Raw genomic sequence first — 21,639 nt, 5'->3', positions numbered from 1 at the left:
GCGGGGGCGCAAGATACATGCTCCGCCCCGTCCCGGTGCTCCAAAGTAGTCACGCCGGCGCCCCCGGGGATGGACCGCCGGAAAATTGACCGCCCCCCTGCCCTCCCTACACTCCGGCCGTCGGCTGCTACAGGCAGCTACGGAGAGTGTGAGCAAAGTCATGGCGGAACGGAAGGCCAGAGGGGAAAAGACCGTCCTTTCGCGGCAGGAGATCGCCACGCGCCGCAAGGCGCTCGCGGAAAAGAAGGCCAAGCGGGGAGGTGGCGGCGTCGAGGCGGGTCCCGGCCGCAAGGCCCTCGTCGGCCTGTTCCTGATGGCGGTCTCGGTGCTGTCACTGGTGTCGGTGGCCACCTTCAACGCGAAGGACCGCCGGGGAACGAACTACCAGAACGCGGTGGGCCCCATCGGCCACCTCATCGCCGACCAGCTGCGCGGCCTGCTCGGCTTCTGGGCGTATCTGCTGCCCCTGTGTGGGCTCTACGCCGCCATGATCGTCTTCGTGGGCAACCGCGAGCGGCGCCGCTGGCCGCAGATGGTGGCGCTCGTGCTGCTCACCCTGAGCGGCGCGGTGCTCGCCCAGCTCTTCATCGGCAACCAGCCCGGCCAGGCCCATCCGCCCGGCGGCTTCATCGGCGCCACGCTCGGGGGGCTGCTGGTCGGCCTCTTCTCCACCGTGGGCACCATCATCCTGGTGACCACCGTGTGCGCCGCGGCCCTCATCGTGGGCACCCAGTACACCTTCCTCAAGCTGTGCTCGCTCGCGTGGAGCGGGGCGTGCGCGTTCGGCCAGCGGGTGGAGGCCGCCGCCCTCGCCTTCTGGGAGCAGCAGAAGGAGTCCTACAAGGAGCGCAAGGAGCGCGCCGCCCAGGAGGATGAGGAGGAGGCCGCCTTCCTCGCGCAGATCGAGCAGGAGGAGGCGGAGCTGGAGGAGGCCGAGCAGCTCGTCGCCGAGGCCGAGGCCGCCGAGGAGGAGCTCATGGCCGAGGAGGCCCTGCGCCTGGCGCGTCAGGAGGAGAAGGAGCGCCTGGCGCTCGCGAAGAAGACCGCCAAGGAGGCCAAGGACGCCGCCCGCGACGCGCGCGCCAAGGCCGCCGACGCCCCCGCTCACGTCCCCAACATCGTCACCGCCCCGACGGCTCCCACCGCCGCCGCCAGGCCCGCGCCCGGCGCGGATCCGGTGTGGGCCTCCTTCCTGTCCCCCTCGGGGGCCGCCAACGCCGTGCCCACCGCGCCCCAGCCGTCTCCCGCGGACGCCGCCAAGGGCAAGCGAGGCAAGGCACCCAACATCGTCACCGGCCCGGCCGCGGAGGCACTCACCGAGTCCCCCGAGGCCGAGGCTCCGGCTCCGTCGCCCGCCGCGTCCGCCCTGGCGCTCGCCTCGCCCGCGGCGATCGTGCCCGCTCCGGCCGCGCCCGCGGCCCCCCAGGCGGCGCGCACCCCGCTCATCGTGGAGCCCAAGGCCCCGCCCAAGCCCACCGCCGTGGTCAAGAAGAAGGAGCACGAGTTCCAGTTCGTGGGGGGCCGCACCAGCTTCTCGCTGCCGCCGATGGACGTGCTCGCCATCGAGAAGAAGGAGCGCTCGGCGCTCGACAAGGACGCCTTCCTCACCACCGCGGAGAAGCTGCGCGCCAAGCTCGCCGACTTCGGCATCACCGGCGAGGTGGTGGAGATCCGTCCCGGCCCCGTGGTCACCATGTACGAGTTCCTCCCGGGACCCGGCATCAAGGTGAGCAAGATCGCCGCGCTCCAGGACGACCTGGCCATGGCCATGGAGGCCATGCGCGTGCGCATCGTCGCCCCCATCCCCGGCAAGGGCGTGGTCGGCATCGAGGTGCCCAACCGCGACCGCGAGACGGTCTACCTCAAGGAGATCGCCGAGCAGGACGTGTTCCAGAAGGCCAGCAGCAAGCTCACCATGTGCGTGGGCAAGGACATCGAGGGCATGCCGTACGTCTTCGACCTGGCCAAGGCGCCCCACCTGCTCATCGCGGGTACCACCGGCTCGGGTAAGTCCGTGGCCGTCAACTCCATGATCATGAGCATCCTCCTCAAGTCCACGCCCGAGGAGGTGCGCTTCATCATGGTGGACCCGAAGATGCTCGAGTTGTCCGTCTACGAGGGCATCCCCCACCTGCTGCTGCCCGTGGTGACGGATCCCAAGAAGGCGGCGCTCGCGCTGCGCTGGGCCGTGGAGGAGATGGAGCGGCGCTACCAGATGCTGTCCGAGGCGGGCGTGCGCAACATCGCCGGCTTCAACAAGCTCGTGGAGACGACCGAGGCCGAGCGCGCCTCGCGCTCCACCGAGGCCGCCCCGCGCAAGGCCGCCGCCGCGCCCAAGAAGCCCAAGAAGGTGCTCGTGGTGGACGTGGCCACCCCCGAGGACGCCATCATCGAGGAGCCCGCCGCCGCCGCGAGCACGGGTCCGGGCGTCGCCGCGCCCCGCTTCGACGACGACGAGGAGGTGCGCGAGGCCCTGTCCGAGTCCGAGGACGCGCCCGAGCAGCAGGGCGCCGAGGACGCGGACGACGACGACGGCATGGACGACGCGGTGGACGCCGCGCTCGAGGCCGCGGGCGAGTCCTCCACTCCCGAGGAGGAGAAGAAGGAGTGGAAGAAGCTGCCCTACATCGTGGTCATCATCGACGAGCTGGCGGACCTGATGATGGTGGCCAGCCGCGAGGTGGAGACGTACGTGGCGCGCCTGGCGCAGATGGCGCGCGCCGCCGGCATCCACCTCATGGTGGCCACGCAGCGCCCGTCCACGGACGTCGTCACGGGCATCATCAAGGCCAACTTCCCCACGCGCATCAGCTTCATGCTGCGCTCCAAGCCGGACTCGATGACCATTCTGGGCACGGTGGGCGCCGAGGCCCTGCTGGGCATGGGCGACATGCTCATCATGCCGCCCACGAGCGCGCACCTGCAGCGCGTGCACGGCGCCTACGTCTCCGAGAATGAAATTAAGGGGGCGGTGGACCACCTCAAGGCCCAGGGCAAGCCCGTCTACGACGAGTCCATCCTCAAGCCGCGCGACGAGGACGGCGAGGGCGGTGGCGGCGAGGAGGACGACCTGTCCGACGAGCTGTACGATCAGGCGTTGGCCACGGTGAGCGAGATGAAGGCCGTGTCCATCTCCATGCTCCAGCGCAAGATGCGCATCGGCTACAACCGCTCGGCGCGAATGATCGAGCGCATGGAGCGCGATGGCGTGGTGGGCCCGGCGGACGGGGCCAAGCCACGCGAGGTGCTCATCCGGAACCTGGGCGAGATGGCGGGCGCCTGAGGCCCCCTCCTACCCCGGTTTTCCGACGAACGACGCGGCGGGACGCAGGGCCACTCCCGCCGCGGCCTCGATGTCCTCCCGGCAGCGCAGCAACTCCTCACGCAGCACGGGGAGCTGCGCCTCGAAGCGCAGGGCGGGCACCGGTATCGACAGGGCATAGCGGGGCCCGGTCGCCAGCCGCAGCGTGACCCCGACGGCACAGATGCCCTCCGTGCGCTCACCGAGGTCGAAGGCCATTCCCCGCTCGCGCACCTCGCGCAGTTGCACCAGCAACTCGGGCAGGGAGCGGACCGTGTTCGCCGTCAACGGCTTGATACTCGAGCCGACGAGCCGGGTGACGTCCTCGTCCGACATCTCCGCGAGCAGCGCCTTGCCATGGGCGGTGCTGTACAGCGGAAAGGAGCTGCCCAGGGAGGAGCGCACGCTCAGCTCCCGTTCCGACTGACTGACCGCCACACAGACGGCCTGGTTGCCCTGGAAGACCGACAGGTTGACCGTCTCGTGCACGCGCCGCGTGAGCGCCTCGAGGTGCGGCTGCGCCACGGAGGGCAGATCCGTCTGGGCGGCGGCGGCCAGCAGCGTCAGGGTCGGCCCCAGCCGCACGCCCTCGCCCGTGCGGCCCACCGTCACCAGTTGCTCCGCCGCCAGCGCGCCGACGATGCGCTGCACCGTCGACCGGGGCAGCTCCACCCGCTTCGCGATCTGCCCCAGGCTCAGCCCCTCCGCCTGGCCGGCCAGCGCCCGGAGGATGGCCGCGGCCCGGGCGATCACCTGGATGCTCTCGCCCCGCCGTCCTCCCTCCTCTCGCTCCGCCTCGTCCTTCTCCGTCATCGGCTCCTCGGGCCTTTGGATTGACACCCGCTCCCTGGGCTTCTACTTATGTACCGCCTGACAATACACTGTACCGCATCGCGATACACCCCTTTTGAGGATGCCCTTGCGAATCCGGCCTGGTTCCTTCGCCTTCACCCTGCTGCTGGGCGCGCTCAGCATGCTGCCGCCGTTCTCCATCGACATGGGACTGCCGGCGCTCCCGGCCATGGCCCAGTCCCTCGGGACGACGTCGGCCGGGGCCTCGCTGTCGCTGAGCCTCTTCATGCTGGGTTTCGCCCTGGCACCGCTCGTCTACGGGCCCCTGTCGGACCGCTATGGACGGCGGCCGTTGCTGCTGATCGGCTGCACGGTGTTCGTGGTGGCCGGCGTGGGCTGCACCGCGTCCCACTCCCTGCCCGTCCTCTTGTTCTGGCGCTTCATCCAGGGAGCGGGCGCGGGAGCCGGCTCGGTGCTGGTGCTCGCCATCATCCGCGACCTGTTCGAGGGCGCGACCGCGCGGGCCCGGCTGTCCTACGTCACCCTGGTGATGGGCATCGCGCCCATGGTGGCCCCCACGATCGGCGCCTGGGTGCTGACGGTGGCCCACTGGCGCTTCATCTACGCCACGCTGGCCGCGGGCGGGGTGGTGCTCCTGCTGGCGGCGGGGCTCGGCCTCGGGGAATCCGCGCGGCGGGAGGCGGGGGCGACCCTGTCAGTGAAGGGGCTCGTGCGCGACTACGGGCAGGCGCTCCGCCACCGGCGCAGCATCGGGTACTCCATCATCAACGCCCTGTCGTTCGGCTGCGCCTTCGCCTACATCTCCGGCTCGTCCCTGGTGTTGATGGACGTGCTGGGCGTCTCCCCCACCGTCTACGGCCTCTGCTTCGCGATCACCGCCGTGGCGTCGATGACGGGCGCGTTCACCAACGGGCGGCTGAGCGCCCGGGGCGTGCCCGCCGCCACGCTGCTGAAGGCGGGCATGGCCCTGTGCGTCACCGGCGCCCTGGTGCTCGTGCTCATGACCCTGGCCGGACTGGCCCGCCTGGGCACGCTCATGCCCGTGTTCTTCGTGTGCCACTTCAGCATCGGGCTCATCGCGCCAAACGCCACGCACGGGGCGCTCCAGCCCATGGCGAGGATCGCCGGCGTGGCCTCGGCGGTGCTCAGCGGGCTGCGGATGCTCGGGGGCGCGGTCGCCAGCGCGCTCGTGGCCTGGTTCTTCGATGGACGCAGCGCGCTCGCCGTCACGGGCGTCATGGCGGGCTTCGCACTCGCCGCCCTGCTCGTCTACGTCCTCCTCGTGCGTCCCGAGGAGCGCCGGGCCGAGTCCCCTGGCCTGCCCGTCGAGGCCTGAGCGGGGGAGCGCCGCCCCGCCTTTCCGTGTGGATGAGGTGGTGAAGCGAGGGGCGGCTTGGTAAGGCGGGTGAATGGCTGAACGTCTCGCCCTCTTCGCCACCACGGCCCGCGGTACCGAGGAACTCCTCGCCGACGAACTCAAGGAACTCGGCGCGCGCCGCATCCGGCAGGACCGGGGAGGCGTGCGCTTCATGGCCTCGCTCGACGAGGCCCTCAAGGTCTGTCTCTGGTCGCGCATCGCCATGCGCGTGCTCTACCCGCTGGGGGAGTTCGAGGCCCGGGGCGCGGACGGCCTGTACGACGCCGTCGCCAGCGTGCCCTGGGAGGAGCACCTCACGCCGGAGGTGACCTTCGCGGTGGAGGCCACGCTCAAGGACAGCGAGCACAGCCACACGGGCTTCGTGGCGCTCAAGGTGAAGGACGCGGTGGTGGACCGGATGCGCGACAAGCGCGGCTCGCGGCCGGACGTGGACCCGAAGAATCCGGACGTGCGCGTGGTGGCCCACCTGGTGCGCGAGAAGCTGTCGCTCTCGTTGGACCTGTGCGGCGAGCCCCTGCACCGCCGGGGCTACCGCGTGCGCCCCACCGCGGCGCCCATGAAGGAGACGCTCGCGGCGGCCCTCCTGCGCGCCGCGGGCTACACCGGCGAGGAGGCCCTGGTGGACCCCATGTGCGGCTCGGGGACGATCCTCATCGAGGGCGGCCTCATCGCCCGTCGGCGCGCGCCCGGCATCGCCCGGGACTTCGCCGTGGAGAAGTGGCCGCACCTGGGCGCCCGCGCGCGAGAGCTGCTCGAGGACCTGCGCGCGGATGCCCGCCGCAACGAGCGCAAGGTGACCGTGCCGCTGCTCGGCTTCGACAAGGATCCCGAGGCACTCGAGGCGGCGCGGCGCAACGTGAAGGCGGCGCGGCTCGCGGAGGAGATCCGCCTCGAGGAGGGCGACGCGACGAAGCTGCCCGCCCTGCCCGAGCCTCCGGGCCTGCTGCTCACCAACCCGCCCTATGGAGACCGCCTGGGCTCGGGGGGGCAGAAGGGGATGAAGAGCTTCTACTTCAAGCTGGGCGACAGTCTCCGGGCGCAGAAGGGCTGGCGGCTGTTCGTGCTCTCGGGAAACCCGGCCTTCGAGAGCGCCTTCCACGTCCGCCCGAGCACCCGCCGGGAGCTGTGGAACGGCCCCATCGAGTGCACGCTGCTCGGCTACCCGGCCTTCTACACGCGGCCCCCCGTGCGGGACTCGGAGAGGCGCTCAGAAGCGCCGCTCGGAGCGCCGCAGCAGCCGGTGGATGTTGCCCCGGTGCGTCCAGAGGATGAGGACGAAGAGCAGGGCTGAGAGCCCGGCGTATTCGAGCGAGGAGGCGGTGAGGGCGGCGACGACGACGGCCGTGACGCCGCCGGCCAGCGAGCCCACGGAACTCACGCGCCAGGCGGCCACGAGGCCCGCGTACACGAACGCCGCGGACAGCGCCGCCAGGGGCACGAGCACCGCGAGCACGCCGAGCGCGGTGGCCACGCCCTTGCCGCCCTGGAGCTTGAGCCACACCGGGTAGACGTGGCCGAGGAAGGCCGCGAGTCCCACCGCGGCATGCACGCGGGGCTCCCCGGGCACGAGCCACAGGGCGAGGCCCACGGCGAGCGCGCCCTTGAGCGCATCCAGCACGAGCACCACCGCGCCCAGCTTCTTGCCGGCCACGCGGGTGACGTTGGTGGCGCCGATATTGCCGCTGCCACTCTGGCGCACGTCCACGCCCCTCACCCAGCGGGTGAGCAACACCCCGAAGGGGATGGAACCAGCCAGGTAGCCCAGCAGGAGGAGCGCGGAGGAGAGCACGGTGGGGCCCTAGGCGAGCAGGTGGGGGAACTTCGTCGCCACCACGACCCAGGCGTAGTTGAGGAGGACGACGAGGACGCCGACGATGCGCACCCAGTGCCACTCCCGGGGGGAGAGCTGGAGCTCGGGCACGGGCATGGCGAAGACGAGGTGGAGCAGCGTCACCACGACCATGAGGGCGAAGAAGAAGGCGGCCACCGTGCCCAGGGGATTGGCCTGCCAGGCGAGGGCGAACTGGAAGTGGGCGACGCGATCCGCCACGCGCGTGAGCCCGCAGCCCAGACAGGGCCAGCCGGTCGTCTCGCGCAGGGCGCACCCCCAGAAGGGGATGAGCTTCGCCACGGGGATGTAGCGGGCGACGAGCAGACCGACGAGCCCCAACAGGCCGAGCACGTCGCTCGCCCCGAAGGTGCGGTTGGGCTTGGGTAGGAGGACCTTCACGTCCAGCAGTGTACTCGGGAAGGTGGGCATCTTGCCCGCCCAAAGGCTTCGGGCTATCGGTGAGGGATGAAGACCTTCCGCGCGACCCTGGTGACGCTGTTCGCTCTTCCCCTCGTGGCGCTCGCCGGCAACCCGGCCGCCGGGCAGAAGCCCGCCGCGAAGCTCGCCGTCCAGGAGGACTGTCCCCACCCGAAGGAGGCCGCCGCCGACGCCAAGCCCAATGCCGGCTGGACGCTGACGCGCGGAGAGGCCCTCAAGGGCGCCCCGGCGGTGAAGCTCGCCGACCTGCTGGCCAAACCCCAGCCCCACGACGGCAAGACGGTGCGGGTGGAGGGCCAGGTGCGCAAGGCCTGCCAGAAGAAGGGCTGCTGGATGGAGCTGGCCACCGGGGACAAGGGCGCCGGGGTGCGGGTGACGTTCAAGGACTATGGCTTCTTCGTACCGGTGGACTCGGCGGGCTCGCAGGCGCGCGTGGAGGGCGTGGTGAAGGTGTCCGAGCTGAGCGAGGCGATGGCCAGCCACTACGAGGCCGAGGGCGCCATCGTCCCCCGGGGCGCCGACGGCAAGCCGCGCGAGGTGCAGTTGGTGGCCACCGGTGTCGAGCTGCGTCGCTGAGCGATGGCGCGCGGCTTCAGCATGAGGGGCGTGATGGGCGCGGCCGATCGGGCCGTGCAGCACGCCCGGACGTGGTTGCAATCGGCCGAGCCCGGCTCGCTCGTCCATGACGTGCAGGAGGACCCCCGCTTCCAGCACCGGGGCGTGGACCTTCTCTGGGAGCTGCCCTCGGGCGAGGTGCGCGGCATCGAGGTGAAGGGCGACCGGCAGCCCCGCCGCAAGCGCTACTTCTTCGAGCTGGTGTCCAACCTGGAGCGGGACACGCCGGGCTGCTTCCTCTACAGCGGCGCGGACCTCATGGTGTACGTGTTCCTCGTGCAGAACGAGCTGCACGTGCTGCCGCTCAAGGCGGTGCGCGAGTGGTTCCTGCCGAGGGCGAAGGGGTACGAGCTGCGGCACACCTTCACGCAGACGGGCGCCATCCGCTACACGACGGTGGGCGCGGTGGTGCCGGTGAAGGACGTGCAGGAGGCGGTGCCCGGGGTGAAGCACATCCCCCTGCCCCGCCGGGGCGACGCGCGGCAAGAGCCCGCCTCCGACACGGCGGTGGCCGAGGCCCCGCCCCCCGCGCACGAACGGCCCGAGGAAGACGTGCCCTACTGAGTGACTCCCCTCCCGCGCGCGAGGGCGGGAGGGGGCACGGCCAGACACCGACTCAGTGCTGGTGCTGGTGCTGGCGCTTGTGGTTCGGGTGGGCCTCGTCGTGCGCCTTCTCGATGCGGGCGCGATCCTGGGCGAGCGCCGCGAGCGCGGTCTTCTCACCGAGCTGCTTGTAGGCGTGCTCCAGGCGGGCGGTGATGTCCAGGGCCATGTGCCAGTCCTGGATGCGCTCGGCCTCCTCGAGGAGCGGACGGCCCACGGCGGCCACCTTGTCGTTGGCGCCCAGGTGCAGCAGGGCATCCACCGCGAGCACGCGCGAGAGCGGCGTGCGCGAGCCATCCCCGGCCACCTTCTGCAAGTCCTCGAGCGCCGCGTCGCGCTCACCCCGCGAGGCGCGGATGATGGGCTTGGACACGCCCCGGCGATCCGGCAGGAGGAACTCCTCCAGGTCCGCGAAGGAGTCGGCGGCCTCGTTGTGGCCCGCCTTGGCCAGCATCTCGGCCAGGTCGTCGAACGCGCGGGCGGCGCGCTCGTCGAACACGCGGAGGGCCTCCTGCATGAAGCCCGGCTCGGGCTCGCCCTTGTCGTTGACGGGCACGCGCTGGCGCACCGCGTTCATGCGCTCGAAGGCGGGAGCCACGGCGCCCTGGTTACCTCCCTGGAGCAGCGCCCCGAGCGCGCCCATGAGCTGGGCGAGGCTCTCGGAGAGCTCGTAGGGGGCGAGCCGGTCGGCCAACCAGCGCCGCCACAACTCACCCGCGGCGGCGAACGGGAAGGGGGCGAACTGGCCCGTGCCCTTCCACGACGCCAACCACTCCTGCGCGATGCCGGAGGGGTACTTCTTCTCGGCCAGCTGGCGGAAGTCCGCCTCCTGCACCTGGACACCGTAGTGACCGAGCGTGCCGATGATGGCCTCCGTCGAGTAATCCTTCAGTCCCTTGCGCTGCCACGCCTTGTCCACCCGATCCGTGCTCACTGCGGCTGCAAGCCTCCTGGCGCCTGGGAGCGGCGCGTCCGGCCTTCTAACAGACAGCGGCAGGCGGGGGGCAAGGGCGGCACGCACCAACCGTCAAGCGGCGGTCGGAGCCACCCCGTCCACGACGGGCCAGGCGGTGGCCTTGCGCCGGCCATCCTCCACGCGGCGGGCCATATAGGGCCGGCAGCCGCGCTCCTGGAAGGCGCGCTTGAAGGCCGCGAAGCTCCCTCCGGCCTTCCACGCGTCCATGGCGGCCAGGCCCGCCTCGGGGCCACACTGGGCGAGCATGTACTCCACCCACGCCCACCGGGCCGAGGTGGGCCGCACTTCCGCCCGTCCCTTGAGGCCCCGCCGCAGCCGCTCCAGCCGGGACTCCACCTCGCGGATGCCGGCGAAGGGGGCCCCATCCAGGGGGGTGTTGCGCTTGGCCACGAAGGGCGCCACGCCCAGGGCCACCGGCATGATGCGCGAGAGCTCCGTGGTGAAGCGGGCCAGCTCGTCCACGTCCGCGTCCTCCTCCAGGGGCAGGCCCACGACGTTGTACACCTTGAGCTGGCGCATGCCGGCCGTCCTCGCGAAGTTCGCCGCGCGGACGATCTGCTCCTCGGAGTGCTTGCGGTCCACCAGGTCGCGCATGCGCTGCGAGGCGCCATCCGCGGCCACGGTGAGGTTGGTGGCGCCGCCGCGCCGCAGCTGATCCACCAGCTCCTGGGTGAGCCGGTCCGCGCGCAGCGAGGAGACACCCACCTCGCGTCCGGCGTCCACCAGGGTGCGCAGCAGCTCGACGATGCGGGGGTGATCCGTCACCGCCGCGCCCACCAGGCCCACGCGCCGGGCGTGTTCGGGGATGAGCGAGAGCACGCGCTCGGGCGGCACGGTGCGCATGCCACCGTTGGTGGTGCGCCGCATGACGCAGTAGTGGCACCCGCGCGAGCAACCCCGCTCCGGCTCGATGAGGAACATCGAGCGCAGCTCCGTGTGGGGGGTGATGATGGCCGAGCGCGCGGGCAGCCGCGCATCGGTGCTCTTGGCGACGTGGTAGCGCGCCCCGCCGCGGCCCGGCACCCGGAAGCCGGGGATGCCGGCCAGGTGGGTGAGCAACGCGTCCTTGTCCATGGACGGCGCCGCGTCCAGGAGCACGTGGATGAGATCCTCCGCCTCGCCCTGCACGAGCACGTCCACGAAGGGCTCGAGCGGATCCGGATTGGAGAAGGTGAGCGGGCCGCCCGCGACGATGAGGGGATGGCGCTCGGTGCGCTCCTCCCTGAGCAGGGGGATGCGGGCCAGCTCCAGCATGGAGAAGAGCCCGGTGAGCTCCAGCTCGTACGCCACCGAGAAGGCCAGCAGGGGGAACTCGGAGACGGGGGACTGGGTCTCCAGCGTGAAGAGCGGCGTGCGCGTGCGCCGGTACTCCTCCACGTCGTCGGGCAGGAAGGCGCGCTCGGCCGTCACCCCGGCATGGGCATGCACCTCGCCGTAGATGGCCTGGTAGCCGAGCGAGCTCATGCCCACGTGGTAGGGGCTCGGGTAGCAGAGCGCGACCCGGTAGGGGGCGTCCTTGTAGAGCGTCCCCTGCTCGTCGGCGAGCAGGGCCTGGGCGCGTTCAACGATTGAGTACCGACGCTCCATGCACCTTCCTGGGCAACCGTGGGACCACGGATCTCCATAACACCGCGGCCCTGGCACGCCACTCCCATGGGGAGGGGCGACCAGGGCCGCGATTCACTTCCACCCGGCGAGCAACGGGCCAGGCGCCAGCGAGGAGCCGGTTACTGGATCACCTTGAAGGACGGAACGCCCTTGTCCGGGTTGGGCACGCATCCGCCACGGGGCGTGACGGAGATGACATTGCCGTCATCGTCCCGCTTCACGAGCGGCGGGCCGATGTCCGCGATGCACACCGCGTCGAAGTCCGGGTTGAGGCCCGAGCCCTCGGCGCAACGAGAAGCCGCGTTCTCGGGCGTCTGGTTCTTGAATGCATCCACGCTGCACGGCACCTGGGGCCACAGGGCGAGCATCGTGTATTCGCACGACTCGCCGCTGGTGCCCGTCGAGTACCGGACCTTCGCGCTCAACTGGGTGCCCGGAGCCGCGGGCGTCGAGTAGACCTTCACGTCCTCATACGCGTAGGACACCGACTCCGCGGGGATGTCTTCCTCCGCGTTGTCCGCGGCGACGGTGACCGCTCGCGCATCGACCCTGGCCGGAGCGAAGCCCTCCGCACCGCACAGGCCCTGCTCGTTCGGCTCGTCATCCAGGGTGGCCGACAGGCTGGTGGCCACCTTGGGGTCCGCGACCCGGAGCTGCTCGTTCTCGTCCTTGTCCACGAAGGACACGAGGGACGCCGCACCCGCCGGGCGGATCGCCAGGCGCGTGGGCTGAACCGCCTGGCCCTGCGTCGGGCACTCGGCGTTCTTGTCCGGGCAGGGATCGATGTACTTGAAGACGCCGATCGCCTCACCCTTGAGGCCGCTGCACGACTTGCCGGCATCCGCGGGGTTCAGGAAGTACCCCGCCTGCCAGTAAGCATCCGTGGCGTCCTGCACCTGGCAGCCAGCGGACGGCTGCTCGAAGTTGCATCCGGAGAAGGCACCGGCCAGACCCAGGATGGCTACCGCGGTAGAAATACGCTTGCTCATGTCTCGTGATCCCATCGGGTAGCGTTCTCAGAAGGTGTACTTGAGACCCAGGCGGATCTGCCGCGGAGCCTGGTAGACGGTCGCCTGCTTGAAGTTCTTGTTCACCTTGTCCGCCGGCAGCGGAGTGCCCGCGTACGTCGTCACCTTGTCCGGGGTCAGCTCGCCCTCGATGCCGTCCGCGATGGGAAGCACGTCCTCGTTGGCGTAGATCTGATCCACCTGCGTGTACTGCTGGAAGTTGAAGATGTTGAACACGTCCAGGCTGAGCGACAGCACGTTGGTCCGGGTCACGCGGTAGTTCACGCCGATGTTGCCATCGATGTTGTGAACCCAGGGCGTGCGGCCCGCGGTGCCACGGGGGAGGATGAACGCCTCGCTCGTGCCGTAGGTGGGGTGACCGCCGAGGTAGCTGATGGGCGTGCCCGAGCTGCCGCGGTACGACATACCGAGGCTGCCCGTCAGGTTGTTGGTGAAGTTGAACTCCTTGGCGCCGAAGAGCTTGACGGAGTGGGTGCGGTCGTAGGGCAGCAGGCCCGTGCGGTTTTCCAGCAGCTCGACCAGGTCGAAGTCCGAGTTGGTGTTCGGATCGAGCTGATCGTTCTCCGGACGGAACAGACCGGCGTAGTTGCCGTACAGACGCGACCACGTGTAGCTCGCCTGCGCCAGCCAACCATCCGTGAAGTTGCGGGTGAGGAACACCGACACCGCGTCGTAGTCACGCGTGGCCTTCGGGAACTCCCCCTCGGTGAAGCCGGAGCCCGGGTTGCCCAGGAAGTACGTGTTGCCACCATCGCGGCTCATGTCCTCGATGACCGAGTTCATGCTGCGGTGGGTATAGGTGGCGCCCAGGCGGGTGTTGGCCAGCAGTTCGTACTCGGCGCCGAAGAGCAGCTCGTCCGAGGACTGAGGCTGGATGTTGGGGTCCACCGGCGTCGCGTCGGACTTGCCGCCCAGGTAGCTGAAGCTGGGGTTCAGGTCGCTGTACGAGTTGATCTGCGCCAGGTTGCTACCGGCCAGGCACGCGCGCTGGCCGTCGGGCGTGTCGAGGTTGGCCGCGGCGCACCCGCTGGCGTTGCGGTAGGCGACGTAGCGCTGCTCGGTGGGGAAGCCACGGTCGAGCAGGTTGATGGGCACCTGCTCGTAGTAGCGCGCGAAGTTGGCGTACACCTTCATGCGGCCGTTGGCCATCGGGTCGACGATCACACCCAGGCGCGGGGAGATCTGGTTGCCGAGCACGAAGGCCAGCTCCTGACCGCCGTTGCCGTACAGCCACTGGGAGTCGTAGCGCACGCCCACGTTGAGCGTCACGCGGTTGGCGATCGTCCAGCTGTCCTGGATGAAACCACCCGCGGTGGTGCTGGCGGAGTTGGCCGTCTGGGTGAGCGCATCCGCCGAGGCATCCGGACCCGACAGGTAGCCGTAGCGGCGGTAGTCCTGCCACAGCGTGTTGCTCACGCCCTCACGCAGGTACACGCCGCCCGTGTAGGCCCGGACGTTGTTGTAGTTGAGCCGCTCGATGTCGATGCCCGCCTTGAACACGTGGCTGCCCAGGGCCTTGAGCAGGTAGGTGACCTTGGCGTTGCCCTGCACGCGGTCCAACAGCGCGTCCTTGATGAGACCGGGACCGCCCGAGTAGTAGTTGCTGGACGAGTTGCTGGCCGGGCAGGCGACCGTTCCACCCTTGCCGTCCTCGCACAGCGCCGCGATGTTCGGGATCTCCGGCTCGTAGAAGGCGATGGAGCGGGGCTGGCGGTACCACACCAGCGCGAGGCCCGCGTCACCCGTCGTGTCACCTGGCCGCGAGCCATCCGCGGGCAGGCTGGCGGACGTCTGGTGGAACCAGCCGAAGTTGGCGTCCACCAGGACGTTCTTGTCGTTGAAGGCACCCGCGTACTTGAGGGCCGCCGAGGTGGTGCTCGTCAGCTCCTGCACGTTGGCGAGCGCCGAGCTGCCCGGCTTCGCGTTGAACCGCTCCTGCAGCGCGCCCGACTGCTGATCGATCGCGAACACGCCGCGGCCACCGGACGAGCTCGGCGTGCCGGCGATCGACACGGAGACGTTGTGGTCCTGGTTGAGCAGGTACGTCAGCTTGCCGAGGTACTGCACCGACTGGGCCCGGACGCCGTACTGGCTCGTCGAGTTCGGGATGAGCTCGGTCCTCTCGAAGTCACGCTCATCCTTCAGGACGGTCGGATTGCCCTTCGCGTCCAGCACCGGAGCGCCGCTCGCGTCCCGCTCGATCAGGAGGCGGTTGAGGGTGCGGGTGTGGGTGTAGCTGGTGTAGGACGGAGCCACACCGGCGAAGAACCACAGCTTGTCCTTGAGGATGGGACCACCCAGGGTGGCGCCCACGTCACCCAGGAAGTTCAGCGCGTTCTGACCGGCGATGACCGAGGCGGCCTGGCGCACCGGGGTGCGCGGACCCTCGGCGAAGCCCGGGGTGACGGTGCCGTAGATGGAGCCGTGGAACTCGTTGGAGCCCGACTTCGTCACCGCGTTGATCACACCGCCCGTGGAGCGGCCGTACTCCGGCATGTAACCGCCGGTGATGATGTTCACGTCCTGCACGAACTCCACGCTCAGGGGGCTCGCGTTGACGCCGAAGGCGGGATCGTTCGTCGACAGGCCGTCCACCACGTACCCGTTCTCGGGCGAGGTGGTGCCGTTGATGGACACGCCGTACGAGTCACTCTGCGCGCCCGGGGCCAGCTCGGCCAGGCTCTCGAAGGAGCGCGCGCCGCCGCCCTTGCCACCCGGACGGTTCACCGCGATGCGCTTGATGAAGTCCTGATCCACGTTGACGCCCGTGCTCGTCGAGCCGACGTCGATAGTGGGCGGCGTGCCCGTCAGGACGATCTCCTCGGTGAAGCCCTCGGGCAGCAGCTCCACGTTCACCCGGATGGTGCGATCCAGGCGCAGCTGCACTTCCGAGCGCGAGAAGGGCCGGAACGACTCCTTGTCGAAGCGCAGCGTGTAGACACCGGGCGGAAGCTGGGGAATACGGTATTGGCCCTGAGCGTCCGTAACGACAACCTGCTCACCTTGAAGATTGGGAGAGGTCGCCGTGACCACGACGTCTGCTACGGGCTTCTTGTTGTCAGCGTTGACAACACTTCCGATGATGACGCTGTCGGCGTAGGCCGCGGTGCTGTACGTCAAGCCCGCAATTACGACCGCTCCAGTCGCCCGGAGCATCCGTCTGACTTGCATGCTGGGAACCCCTCCAAGGTGGGCTACGGTGCAGCAAAAAGCGTCGGGCAAAATATCCGAGGTGACCTTGTTGTCAACACGACGTTGATTTTTGCTGACGCCTGGGGCATTGCGCGATCACACAGGTGGTCTTTCCCCAGGTGGGGTCACTTGCACCCGTCCGCGGTTTTTGTATGGTAGCGCGCCTTTTGCGATCCGGGCGGGATGATGTGGTGGGTGTCCACCCGAGTTCAGGAGCGTTACCGCATGTTCGACTCTGTCCTTGACCGAGGGCAAGGGCCCAAGTCCCGTTTCGGAGTGGGTGCCGTCGTCTCGGTGGTGCTGCACGTCGCGCTGGTGGGTGGCATCGCGTGGTTGTCGATGCGGCCGCCGAAAGAGGAAGAGAAGGAAGTCGAGGTGACGTTCAAGCAGGCCATGGCTCCTCCGGTGGCCGCGGCACCGCCGCCTCCTCCGCCCCCGCCCCCCGCGTCGAAGAAGGCCACCAAGAAGCCCACGGTGAAGAAGCCGGACACCATCGTCCAGCCCAAGGAAATCCCCCAGGAGAAGCCACCCGAGGTGGAGCCTGAGCCGGCCGCCGAGGAGGAAGAGGCGACCGAGGAAGAGGTCGAGGGTGGAGTCGAGGGCGGTGTGGCGGGAGGCGTCGTCGGCGGAGTGATTGGCGGTGTGGTCGGTGGCGTACTCGGTGGCCAGGTGGGAGGCACCGGAACGGACGTGTTGCCCTTCGGCGCGGGAATGACCCGCCCCGAGAAGCTGTCGGGTCCTCAGCCCCAGTACACCCGCGAGGCCCTCGAGGCCCATGTCCAGGGTCTCATGATCGTCAAGTGCGTCATCACCACGGAGGGCAAGGTCGAGCGCTGCCGCATCATCAAGCCGCTGCCGCACATGGAACAGGCCGTGTTGGACTCGCTGTATGCCCAGCGCTACAAGCCGGTGACGTTCCAGGGTCGGCCCGTCCAGGTCGACTACACCTTCAACATCCGCCTGAGCATGCCGCGCTGAGTCAGCGCCGCCGCCGCTCCCTGTCATCACCGCCGTATCCAACTGCGCTCGAGGAGGAGCGCCTCCCCCCACCATGGATTTCTCCCTTACCCACATCTGGCAGTCCACGGGCCTCTTCGCCCGCTTCATCATCTTCACCCTCGCCTTCATGTCCGTGTCGTCCCTGGTCGTGATGGCCGAGCGCATCATCGTCTTCCGCAAGACGCGCAAGGACTCGCGCAATTTCGCGGCGAAGATGGGCGCCATCCTCGCCAAGGGAGATCTGGCCCAGGCCGCGGGCGCCAACCTCGGCAAGGACGTGGGTCACCTGGGCCGCGTGATCAACTCGGGCCTCACCGCCTACCGCATCAGCCCCGCGAACAAGGAAGTGGCGGTGGAGTCGGTGGCGCGCGCGCTCGAGCGCCAGGCGCAGCGTGAGGTGCAGAGCCTCAAGCGCGGCCTGGGTGTGCTGGCCACCGTGGGTTCCACGGCCCCGTTCGTCGGTCTGCTCGGCACCACGATGGGTATCGTGAACGCCTTCCAGCAGATGGCCACCGCGGGCGCGGGCGGTCTGGGCACCATCTCCGCCGGTATCTCCGAGGCGCTCATCACCACGGCCTTCGGTCTGCTCGTGGCCATCCCCGCCGTGATCGCCTACAACTTCCTGTCCGGTTGGGTGGACTCGCGCTCGGTGGACATCTCCGAGTCCTCCAACGAGTTCCTGGACGTGGTGGCGCGGCACTTCGGTGGCTCGCACACCGCTCAGGGCTAAGTCCCCCCACGAAAGCCTCCGGCCCGCCTCCTCGGCGGGGCTCCGCGAGTCCAAGGCCCCCCCGGGCCGGAGCTTTCCCTCTTCCAAGCAGCAGGTGCACGCATGGGTATGTCAGCAGGAGGCCCTCAAGGGGGGCCCAAGAGCGAGATCAACGTCACGCCCCTGGTGGACGTGGTGCTGGTGCTGCTCATCATCTTCATGGTCGTCACGCCCATGCTCCAGCGTGGCAAGTCCGTCACCCTCCCCAAGGCCGCCAAGGTCGAGGAGGAGAAGAAGAGTGGCGAGGATCCCGATCCCATCATCCTCTCCGTCACCGCGGACAAGAAGACGTTCGTGGAACAGGACGAGTACGACGCGGCGGCGCTGGAGTCCAAGCTCCGGGACACCCTCGCCTACCTGCCCAACAAGAAGATCCTCCTCAAGGGCGACAACACCCTCACCGTGGGTGACATCCGCCAGGTGATGGAGATCACGCGCAAGGCCAAGGCCAAGAAGATCTTTCTCGGCGTCGAGGAGCAGAAGAACTAGCCATGTCCGCCCGCCGCCAGTTCGTCAAGCCCAGCACCCCCCCCAACTCGGAAATCAACGTCACGCCCCTGGTGGACGTGGTGCTGGTGCTGCTCATCATCTTCATGGTGCTCACGCCGCTGCTCGAGAAGGACATCGAGGTGCGCATCCCGGAGACCGAGGAAGTCCCCCCGCCTCCGGACGACACGCCCGACACCCAGCTCATCGTCAAGCTGGACCCCGCGGGTGCCTACACCATCAACACCGAGCCGGTGACCGAGGCCGACTACGTCACCAAGCTCAAGCGCATGCTGGGCGCCAAGAAGAAGGAGGACCGCATCGTCTTCTTCGTGGCGGATGACAAGGCCAACTACGGCAAGCTCGTGGCCGCCTTCGACGGCGCCAAGCAGGCCGGCGCCTTCGTGCTCGGCATGGCCACCGAGGACATCCCCGCCGCCGCCGCCGCCACCGGAGCCCCCGGCGAGGTGCCCCCCGTGCCCCCGGCCCCTCCCGCGCCCCCTACTCCCTGAGTCACCTTGACGCGGTTCCCACGACCGGGCTCGTCGGCTAGAGTCTGAGATTCTCATGGCCGACGAGCTCCTGGTTTTCGAGCAGACCATCGAGGCGGTTTTCGTGCGCGCCCTCCACGGGCGCCTGTCCCCCGCCTGCCGGGAGCGCCTGCGCCAGGCGGGGCTGGACGTCGAGCAGAAGCTCCGCCCGGCGTACCCCTTCGCCTCCTGGATGACGTTCCTGCGCATCGTGGCGGAGGAGCTCTATCCCCAGCTGCCGCTGGAGGAGAGCGCCTTCAAGCTCGGCGAGGCCTATATGGACGGCTATCGCGAGACGATGCTCGGCCGCGCGGTGCTCTCGCTCCTGCGCGTGCTGGGGCCGCGGCGCGCCCTCATGCGCGCCACCCAGCACTTCCGCTCGGGCAACAACTACACCGAGTCACGCCTCAAGGAGCTGGGGCCGCGCAAGTTCGAGCTGTGGATGAACGAGGTCGGCTCCCTGCCCTCGTTCACCGCGGGCATCATCCACGCGGGCCTGCGCACCGCCGGCGTGGAGCACCTGCGCATCGAGCTGACCGGCTACGACGGCCACGCCTGCACCTACTGCATCAACTGGAGCGACGCCTCGGTCTCCTCGGGCGTGGCCGGCAACGGGGACTCCAAGGCCGCCACCAGGTCCGGATCCATCAACTCCCTGTAGATCCACTCGGCGATGAGCCCCGTCACCATCCAGATGGGCAGGATGTAGAGCGACGTCATCTCCCACATGATGGCCCCCGCGTCCGCGTAGTACCAGATGCGATAGCCCGTCAGCTTCTCCAGGACCACGCCACTGAAGCCCTCGAAGAAGAGGATGGTGAAGCCGTAGAGCACCGCGCGCAGGAGCGTGGGGTGGCGGAAGGTGCGCTGGTAGATGGCCTCGATGAAGAAGAAGCAGGCCACCCCGTAGATGAGGAACATCCACAGCGAGCACTGGCCGTAGGCCGTCGACACGGGCGTCTGCCAGATGGCGTTGAGCCCCAGGCGATCATCCACCCGCCACTGGAAGCGGAAGAGCATCTCCAGCACCGGGATGTGCTGGGCGACGCGCACCAGGTTGTAGAAGAAGATCTCCGAGGACAGGCCCACCATTCCGTAGAGACAGAAGCGGAAGAGGCCGAACGTGAACTTCATCCGCGCGTTGCGTTTGAGGTCAGCACGGCGGATGTGAAGAGGATGAGACGCGGAGTCCGAGTGTGGGGCCGGGGCGGTGTGTTCCATGAGGCCCGAGGTTAGCTGAACTCCCGTCCGTTCGTAAGATTCCCCAGGAACGAAACTCCTGGACTTCCGCGCCCCTCCCTGCGTGGACACGCCGTCCCATCGCGAGGACCCGCGGGCAGGCGGGCCTACCCCGGTGGCTCGCGCCGGTACGCACCTTGCTCCCCTCCCCGCGGGACTCTTGACGAGGACGGGACATGCTGGCGCGGGTGCGGTCGGGCGCGTTGATGGGAATCGACGCGGTGGTGGTGGAGTGCGAGGTCGATATGGCCCTCGGACTGCCGTATTTCAGTGTGGTGGGGTTGCCGGAGGGCGCGGTGCGCGAGTCCAAGGTGCGGGTCGTCTCCGCGCTGAAGAATTGCGGCTTCGAACTGCCCTCCAAGCGCATCACGGTGAACCTGGCGCCCGCGGACATCCGCAAGGAAGGCGCCGCGTTCGAACTGCCCATCGCGCTGGGGGTGCTCGCGGCGGCCAAGCTCATGCCCGAGGAGCCTCTGTCTCACTACCTCTTCGGCGGAGAGCTATCGCTGGATGGCGGGGTGAAGCCCATCAAGGGGGTATTGCCGCTGGCGGTGGCGGCCCGGGATGGGGGCTACCAGGGGGTGATGGTGCCCGAGGCGAACGCGGCCGAGGCCTCGCTCGTGCAGGGGCTGCGCGTGGTGGCCATCCGCCACCTGCGCGAGGCCGTGGACCACCTGATCGGCGACAAGCCCCTCGCGCCCTTCACCCGCGAGCACCTGCCGCCCCCGAGCGGACGTCCGCGCCCGGCGCCCCTGGACATGTCCGAGGTGCGCGGGCAGGCCGACCTGAAGACGGCGCTGGAGCTCGCCGCCGCCGGAGGGCACAACGTGCTGTTCTGCGGCCCACCTGGCTCGGGCAAGACGATGCTGGCGCGGCGGCTGCCCGGCATCCTCCCCACCATGGCGTTCGACGAGGCGCTGGAGGTGACGAAGATCTACTCCGTGCTCGGGCTGCTGGGGGACACGCACTCGCTCATGCGCGAGCGGCCCTTCCGCGCGCCCCACCACACCATCTCCGACGCGGGCCTCGTGGGCGGCGGCCCCGCCACCCGGCCCGGCGAACTGTCCCTCGCGCACCACGGGGTGCTCTTCCTCGACGAGCTGCCCGAGTTCCGCAAGAACGTGCTGGAGGTGCTGCGTCAGCCCCTGGAGGAAGGCTCCATCCACCTGGCGCGCGCCATCCAGCATGTCACCTACCCCTGCCGGGTGATGCTGGTGGCGGCGATGAACCCCTGCCCGTGCGGCTACTTCAACGTCCCCGGCCGCACCTGCACGTGCCCTGAGTACCGGGTGCATGACTACCACTCGCGGGTGAGCGGGCCGCTGCTCGACCGGATCGACATCACCCTGCAGACGCGCCCCGTGGAGTACCGCCACATCGCCCGCCCCGGCGACGAGGAGCCCCCGAGCACGTACTACCGCGAGCGCGTGGAAGCGGCGCGCGAGCGCCAGCGGGCCCGCTTCCGCGAGGAGCCCGGCGTGCACTGCAACGCCCAGATGCCGGCGCGGCTGCTGCACCTCTACTGCAAACCCGCGCCCCGGGCCGAGCGGATGCTCGAGCGGGCCGTGCGCCAGTTCGGCCTGTCCGCGCGCGCCCATGATCGCATCCTCAAGCTGGCGCGCTCCCGGGCGGACCTCGAGGGACACGAGCGCATCGAGGACATGGACATGCACCTGGCCATCGACTGCCGGCAGATGGATCGCCGCGGCTGGTTGCACACCAACCTCCAGGGTGCTCCCCCCTCCCGCCAGGACAGCTCCGGCCCCTGGCCCCGGCCCGAGGACTCCTGACCCTCCCCTCCGCCGCATGGGACACCTTGGGCCGGACGAGACG

At 69.5% G+C, this 21,639-nt stretch carries 19 protein-coding genes; 11 read left to right on the top strand and 8 right to left on the bottom strand.

Features of this window, described 5'->3' with window-relative positions:
• Positions 1–160 precede the first annotated feature (160 nt).
• A complete protein-coding gene (locus tag D187_RS16645) occupies positions 161–3,283 on the top strand; it encodes a DNA translocase FtsK (protein ID WP_002629160.1) in 3,123 nt (1,040 codons plus the stop codon).
• 9 nt (positions 3,284–3,292) lie between these two features.
• Here D187_RS16645 and D187_RS16640 read toward each other — a convergent pair whose 3' ends face one another.
• On the bottom strand, positions 3,293–4,114 hold the full coding sequence (locus D187_RS16640) for an IclR family transcriptional regulator (RefSeq protein WP_002629161.1): 822 nt from the start codon (positions 4,112–4,114) through the stop codon (positions 3,293–3,295).
• A 106-nt stretch (positions 4,115–4,220) separates the two neighbouring features.
• Here D187_RS16640 and D187_RS16635 point away from each other — a divergent pair, with 106 nt between their 5' ends.
• On the top strand, positions 4,221–5,450 hold the full coding sequence (locus D187_RS16635; RefSeq protein ID WP_002629162.1) for a multidrug effflux MFS transporter: 1,230 nt from the start codon (positions 4,221–4,223) through the stop codon (positions 5,448–5,450).
• A gap of 73 nt (positions 5,451–5,523) precedes the next feature.
• Positions 5,524–6,783, top strand: coding sequence for a THUMP domain-containing class I SAM-dependent RNA methyltransferase (locus D187_RS16630; RefSeq protein ID WP_002629163.1), 1,260 nt, complete (start codon positions 5,524–5,526; stop codon positions 6,781–6,783).
• Here the strand turns inward: D187_RS16630 and plsY are convergent.
• Together plsY and D187_RS16620 are read right to left on the bottom strand one after the other, a co-directional pair.
• Positions 6,700–7,281, bottom strand: a complete 582-nt coding sequence (plsY, locus tag D187_RS16625) for a glycerol-3-phosphate 1-O-acyltransferase PlsY (protein WP_043430194.1) — start codon at positions 7,279–7,281, stop codon at positions 6,700–6,702. The genes D187_RS16630 and plsY overlap by 84 nt on opposite strands.
• Before the next feature lie 9 nt (positions 7,282–7,290).
• Positions 7,291–7,752, bottom strand: a complete 462-nt coding sequence (locus tag D187_RS16620; RefSeq protein ID WP_002629164.1) for a DUF2752 domain-containing protein — start codon at positions 7,750–7,752, stop codon at positions 7,291–7,293.
• A gap of 36 nt (positions 7,753–7,788) precedes the next feature.
• Between D187_RS16620 and D187_RS16615 the strand changes: the two genes are divergently transcribed.
• Positions 7,789–8,337 carry a DUF4920 domain-containing protein gene (locus D187_RS16615; protein WP_002629165.1) on the top strand — a complete coding sequence of 183 codons (549 nt, stop codon included), beginning with the start codon at positions 7,789–7,791 and terminating at the stop codon, positions 8,335–8,337.
• Positions 8,338–8,340: 3 nt separating this feature from the next.
• Complete coding sequence (locus D187_RS16610) at positions 8,341–8,940, top strand: hypothetical protein (RefSeq protein ID WP_051256392.1); 600 nt, start codon at positions 8,341–8,343, stop codon at positions 8,938–8,940.
• 52 nt (positions 8,941–8,992) lie between these two features.
• Here the strand turns inward: D187_RS16610 and D187_RS16605 are convergent, their stop codons facing one another.
• From D187_RS16605 to D187_RS16590, 4 genes are all read right to left on the bottom strand, one after another.
• Positions 8,993–9,913, bottom strand: coding sequence for a hypothetical protein (locus D187_RS16605; RefSeq protein ID WP_002629167.1), 921 nt, complete (start codon positions 9,911–9,913; stop codon positions 8,993–8,995).
• Between the two features lie 93 nt (positions 9,914–10,006).
• Positions 10,007–11,542: a radical SAM protein gene (locus tag D187_RS16600; protein ID WP_002629168.1), complete on the bottom strand. Its 1,536-nt coding sequence runs from the start codon at positions 11,540–11,542 to the stop codon at positions 10,007–10,009.
• A 140-nt stretch (positions 11,543–11,682) separates the two neighbouring features.
• Positions 11,683–12,552, bottom strand: coding sequence for a hypothetical protein (locus tag D187_RS16595; protein WP_002629169.1), 870 nt, complete (start codon positions 12,550–12,552; stop codon positions 11,683–11,685).
• A 27-nt stretch (positions 12,553–12,579) separates the two neighbouring features.
• A complete protein-coding gene (locus D187_RS16590) occupies positions 12,580–15,711 on the bottom strand; it encodes a TonB-dependent receptor (RefSeq protein ID WP_002629170.1) in 3,132 nt (1,043 codons plus the stop codon).
• A gap of 297 nt (positions 15,712–16,008) precedes the next feature.
• Between D187_RS16590 and D187_RS16585 the strand changes: the two genes are divergently transcribed.
• The 5 genes from D187_RS16585 (at position 16,009) to D187_RS16565 (ending at position 19,228) form a co-directional block, all read left to right on the top strand.
• Entirely contained in the window at positions 16,009–16,761 is a 753-nt protein-coding gene (locus D187_RS16585; RefSeq protein WP_002629172.1) for an energy transducer TonB, read from the top strand.
• 73 nt (positions 16,762–16,834) lie between these two features.
• Entirely contained in the window at positions 16,835–17,512 is a 678-nt protein-coding gene (locus D187_RS16580; protein ID WP_002629173.1) for a MotA/TolQ/ExbB proton channel family protein, read from the top strand.
• 102 nt (positions 17,513–17,614) lie between these two features.
• On the top strand, positions 17,615–18,040 hold the full coding sequence (locus D187_RS16575) for an ExbD/TolR family protein (RefSeq protein ID WP_043430189.1): 426 nt from the start codon (positions 17,615–17,617) through the stop codon (positions 18,038–18,040).
• Between the two features lie 2 nt (positions 18,041–18,042).
• Positions 18,043–18,549 (top strand): ExbD/TolR family protein, encoded by a 507-nt coding sequence (locus D187_RS16570; protein WP_002629175.1) that lies wholly within the window; start codon positions 18,043–18,045, stop codon positions 18,547–18,549.
• Between the two features lie 55 nt (positions 18,550–18,604).
• Positions 18,605–19,228: a DUF2378 family protein gene (locus tag D187_RS16565; protein ID WP_043430187.1), complete on the top strand. Its 624-nt coding sequence runs from the start codon at positions 18,605–18,607 to the stop codon at positions 19,226–19,228.
• Here D187_RS16565 and D187_RS16560 read toward each other — a convergent pair.
• A complete protein-coding gene (locus tag D187_RS16560) occupies positions 19,129–19,701 on the bottom strand; it encodes a hypothetical protein (protein WP_002629176.1) in 573 nt (190 codons plus the stop codon). The genes D187_RS16565 and D187_RS16560 overlap by 100 nt on opposite strands.
• 281 nt (positions 19,702–19,982) lie before the next feature.
• Between D187_RS16560 and D187_RS16555 the strand changes: the two genes are divergently transcribed.
• Positions 19,983–21,596 carry a YifB family Mg chelatase-like AAA ATPase gene (locus tag D187_RS16555; protein ID WP_002629177.1) on the top strand — a complete coding sequence of 538 codons (1,614 nt, stop codon included), beginning with the start codon at positions 19,983–19,985 and terminating at the stop codon, positions 21,594–21,596.
• The last annotated feature ends 43 nt before the right edge of the window (positions 21,597–21,639 follow it).

It is taken from the genome of Cystobacter fuscus DSM 2262 (assembly GCF_000335475.2).
GTDB classification, from domain to species: Bacteria; Myxococcota; Myxococcia; order Myxococcales; family Myxococcaceae; genus Cystobacter; species Cystobacter fuscus.
This window is presented reverse-complemented; position numbering and strand designations above follow the sequence as displayed.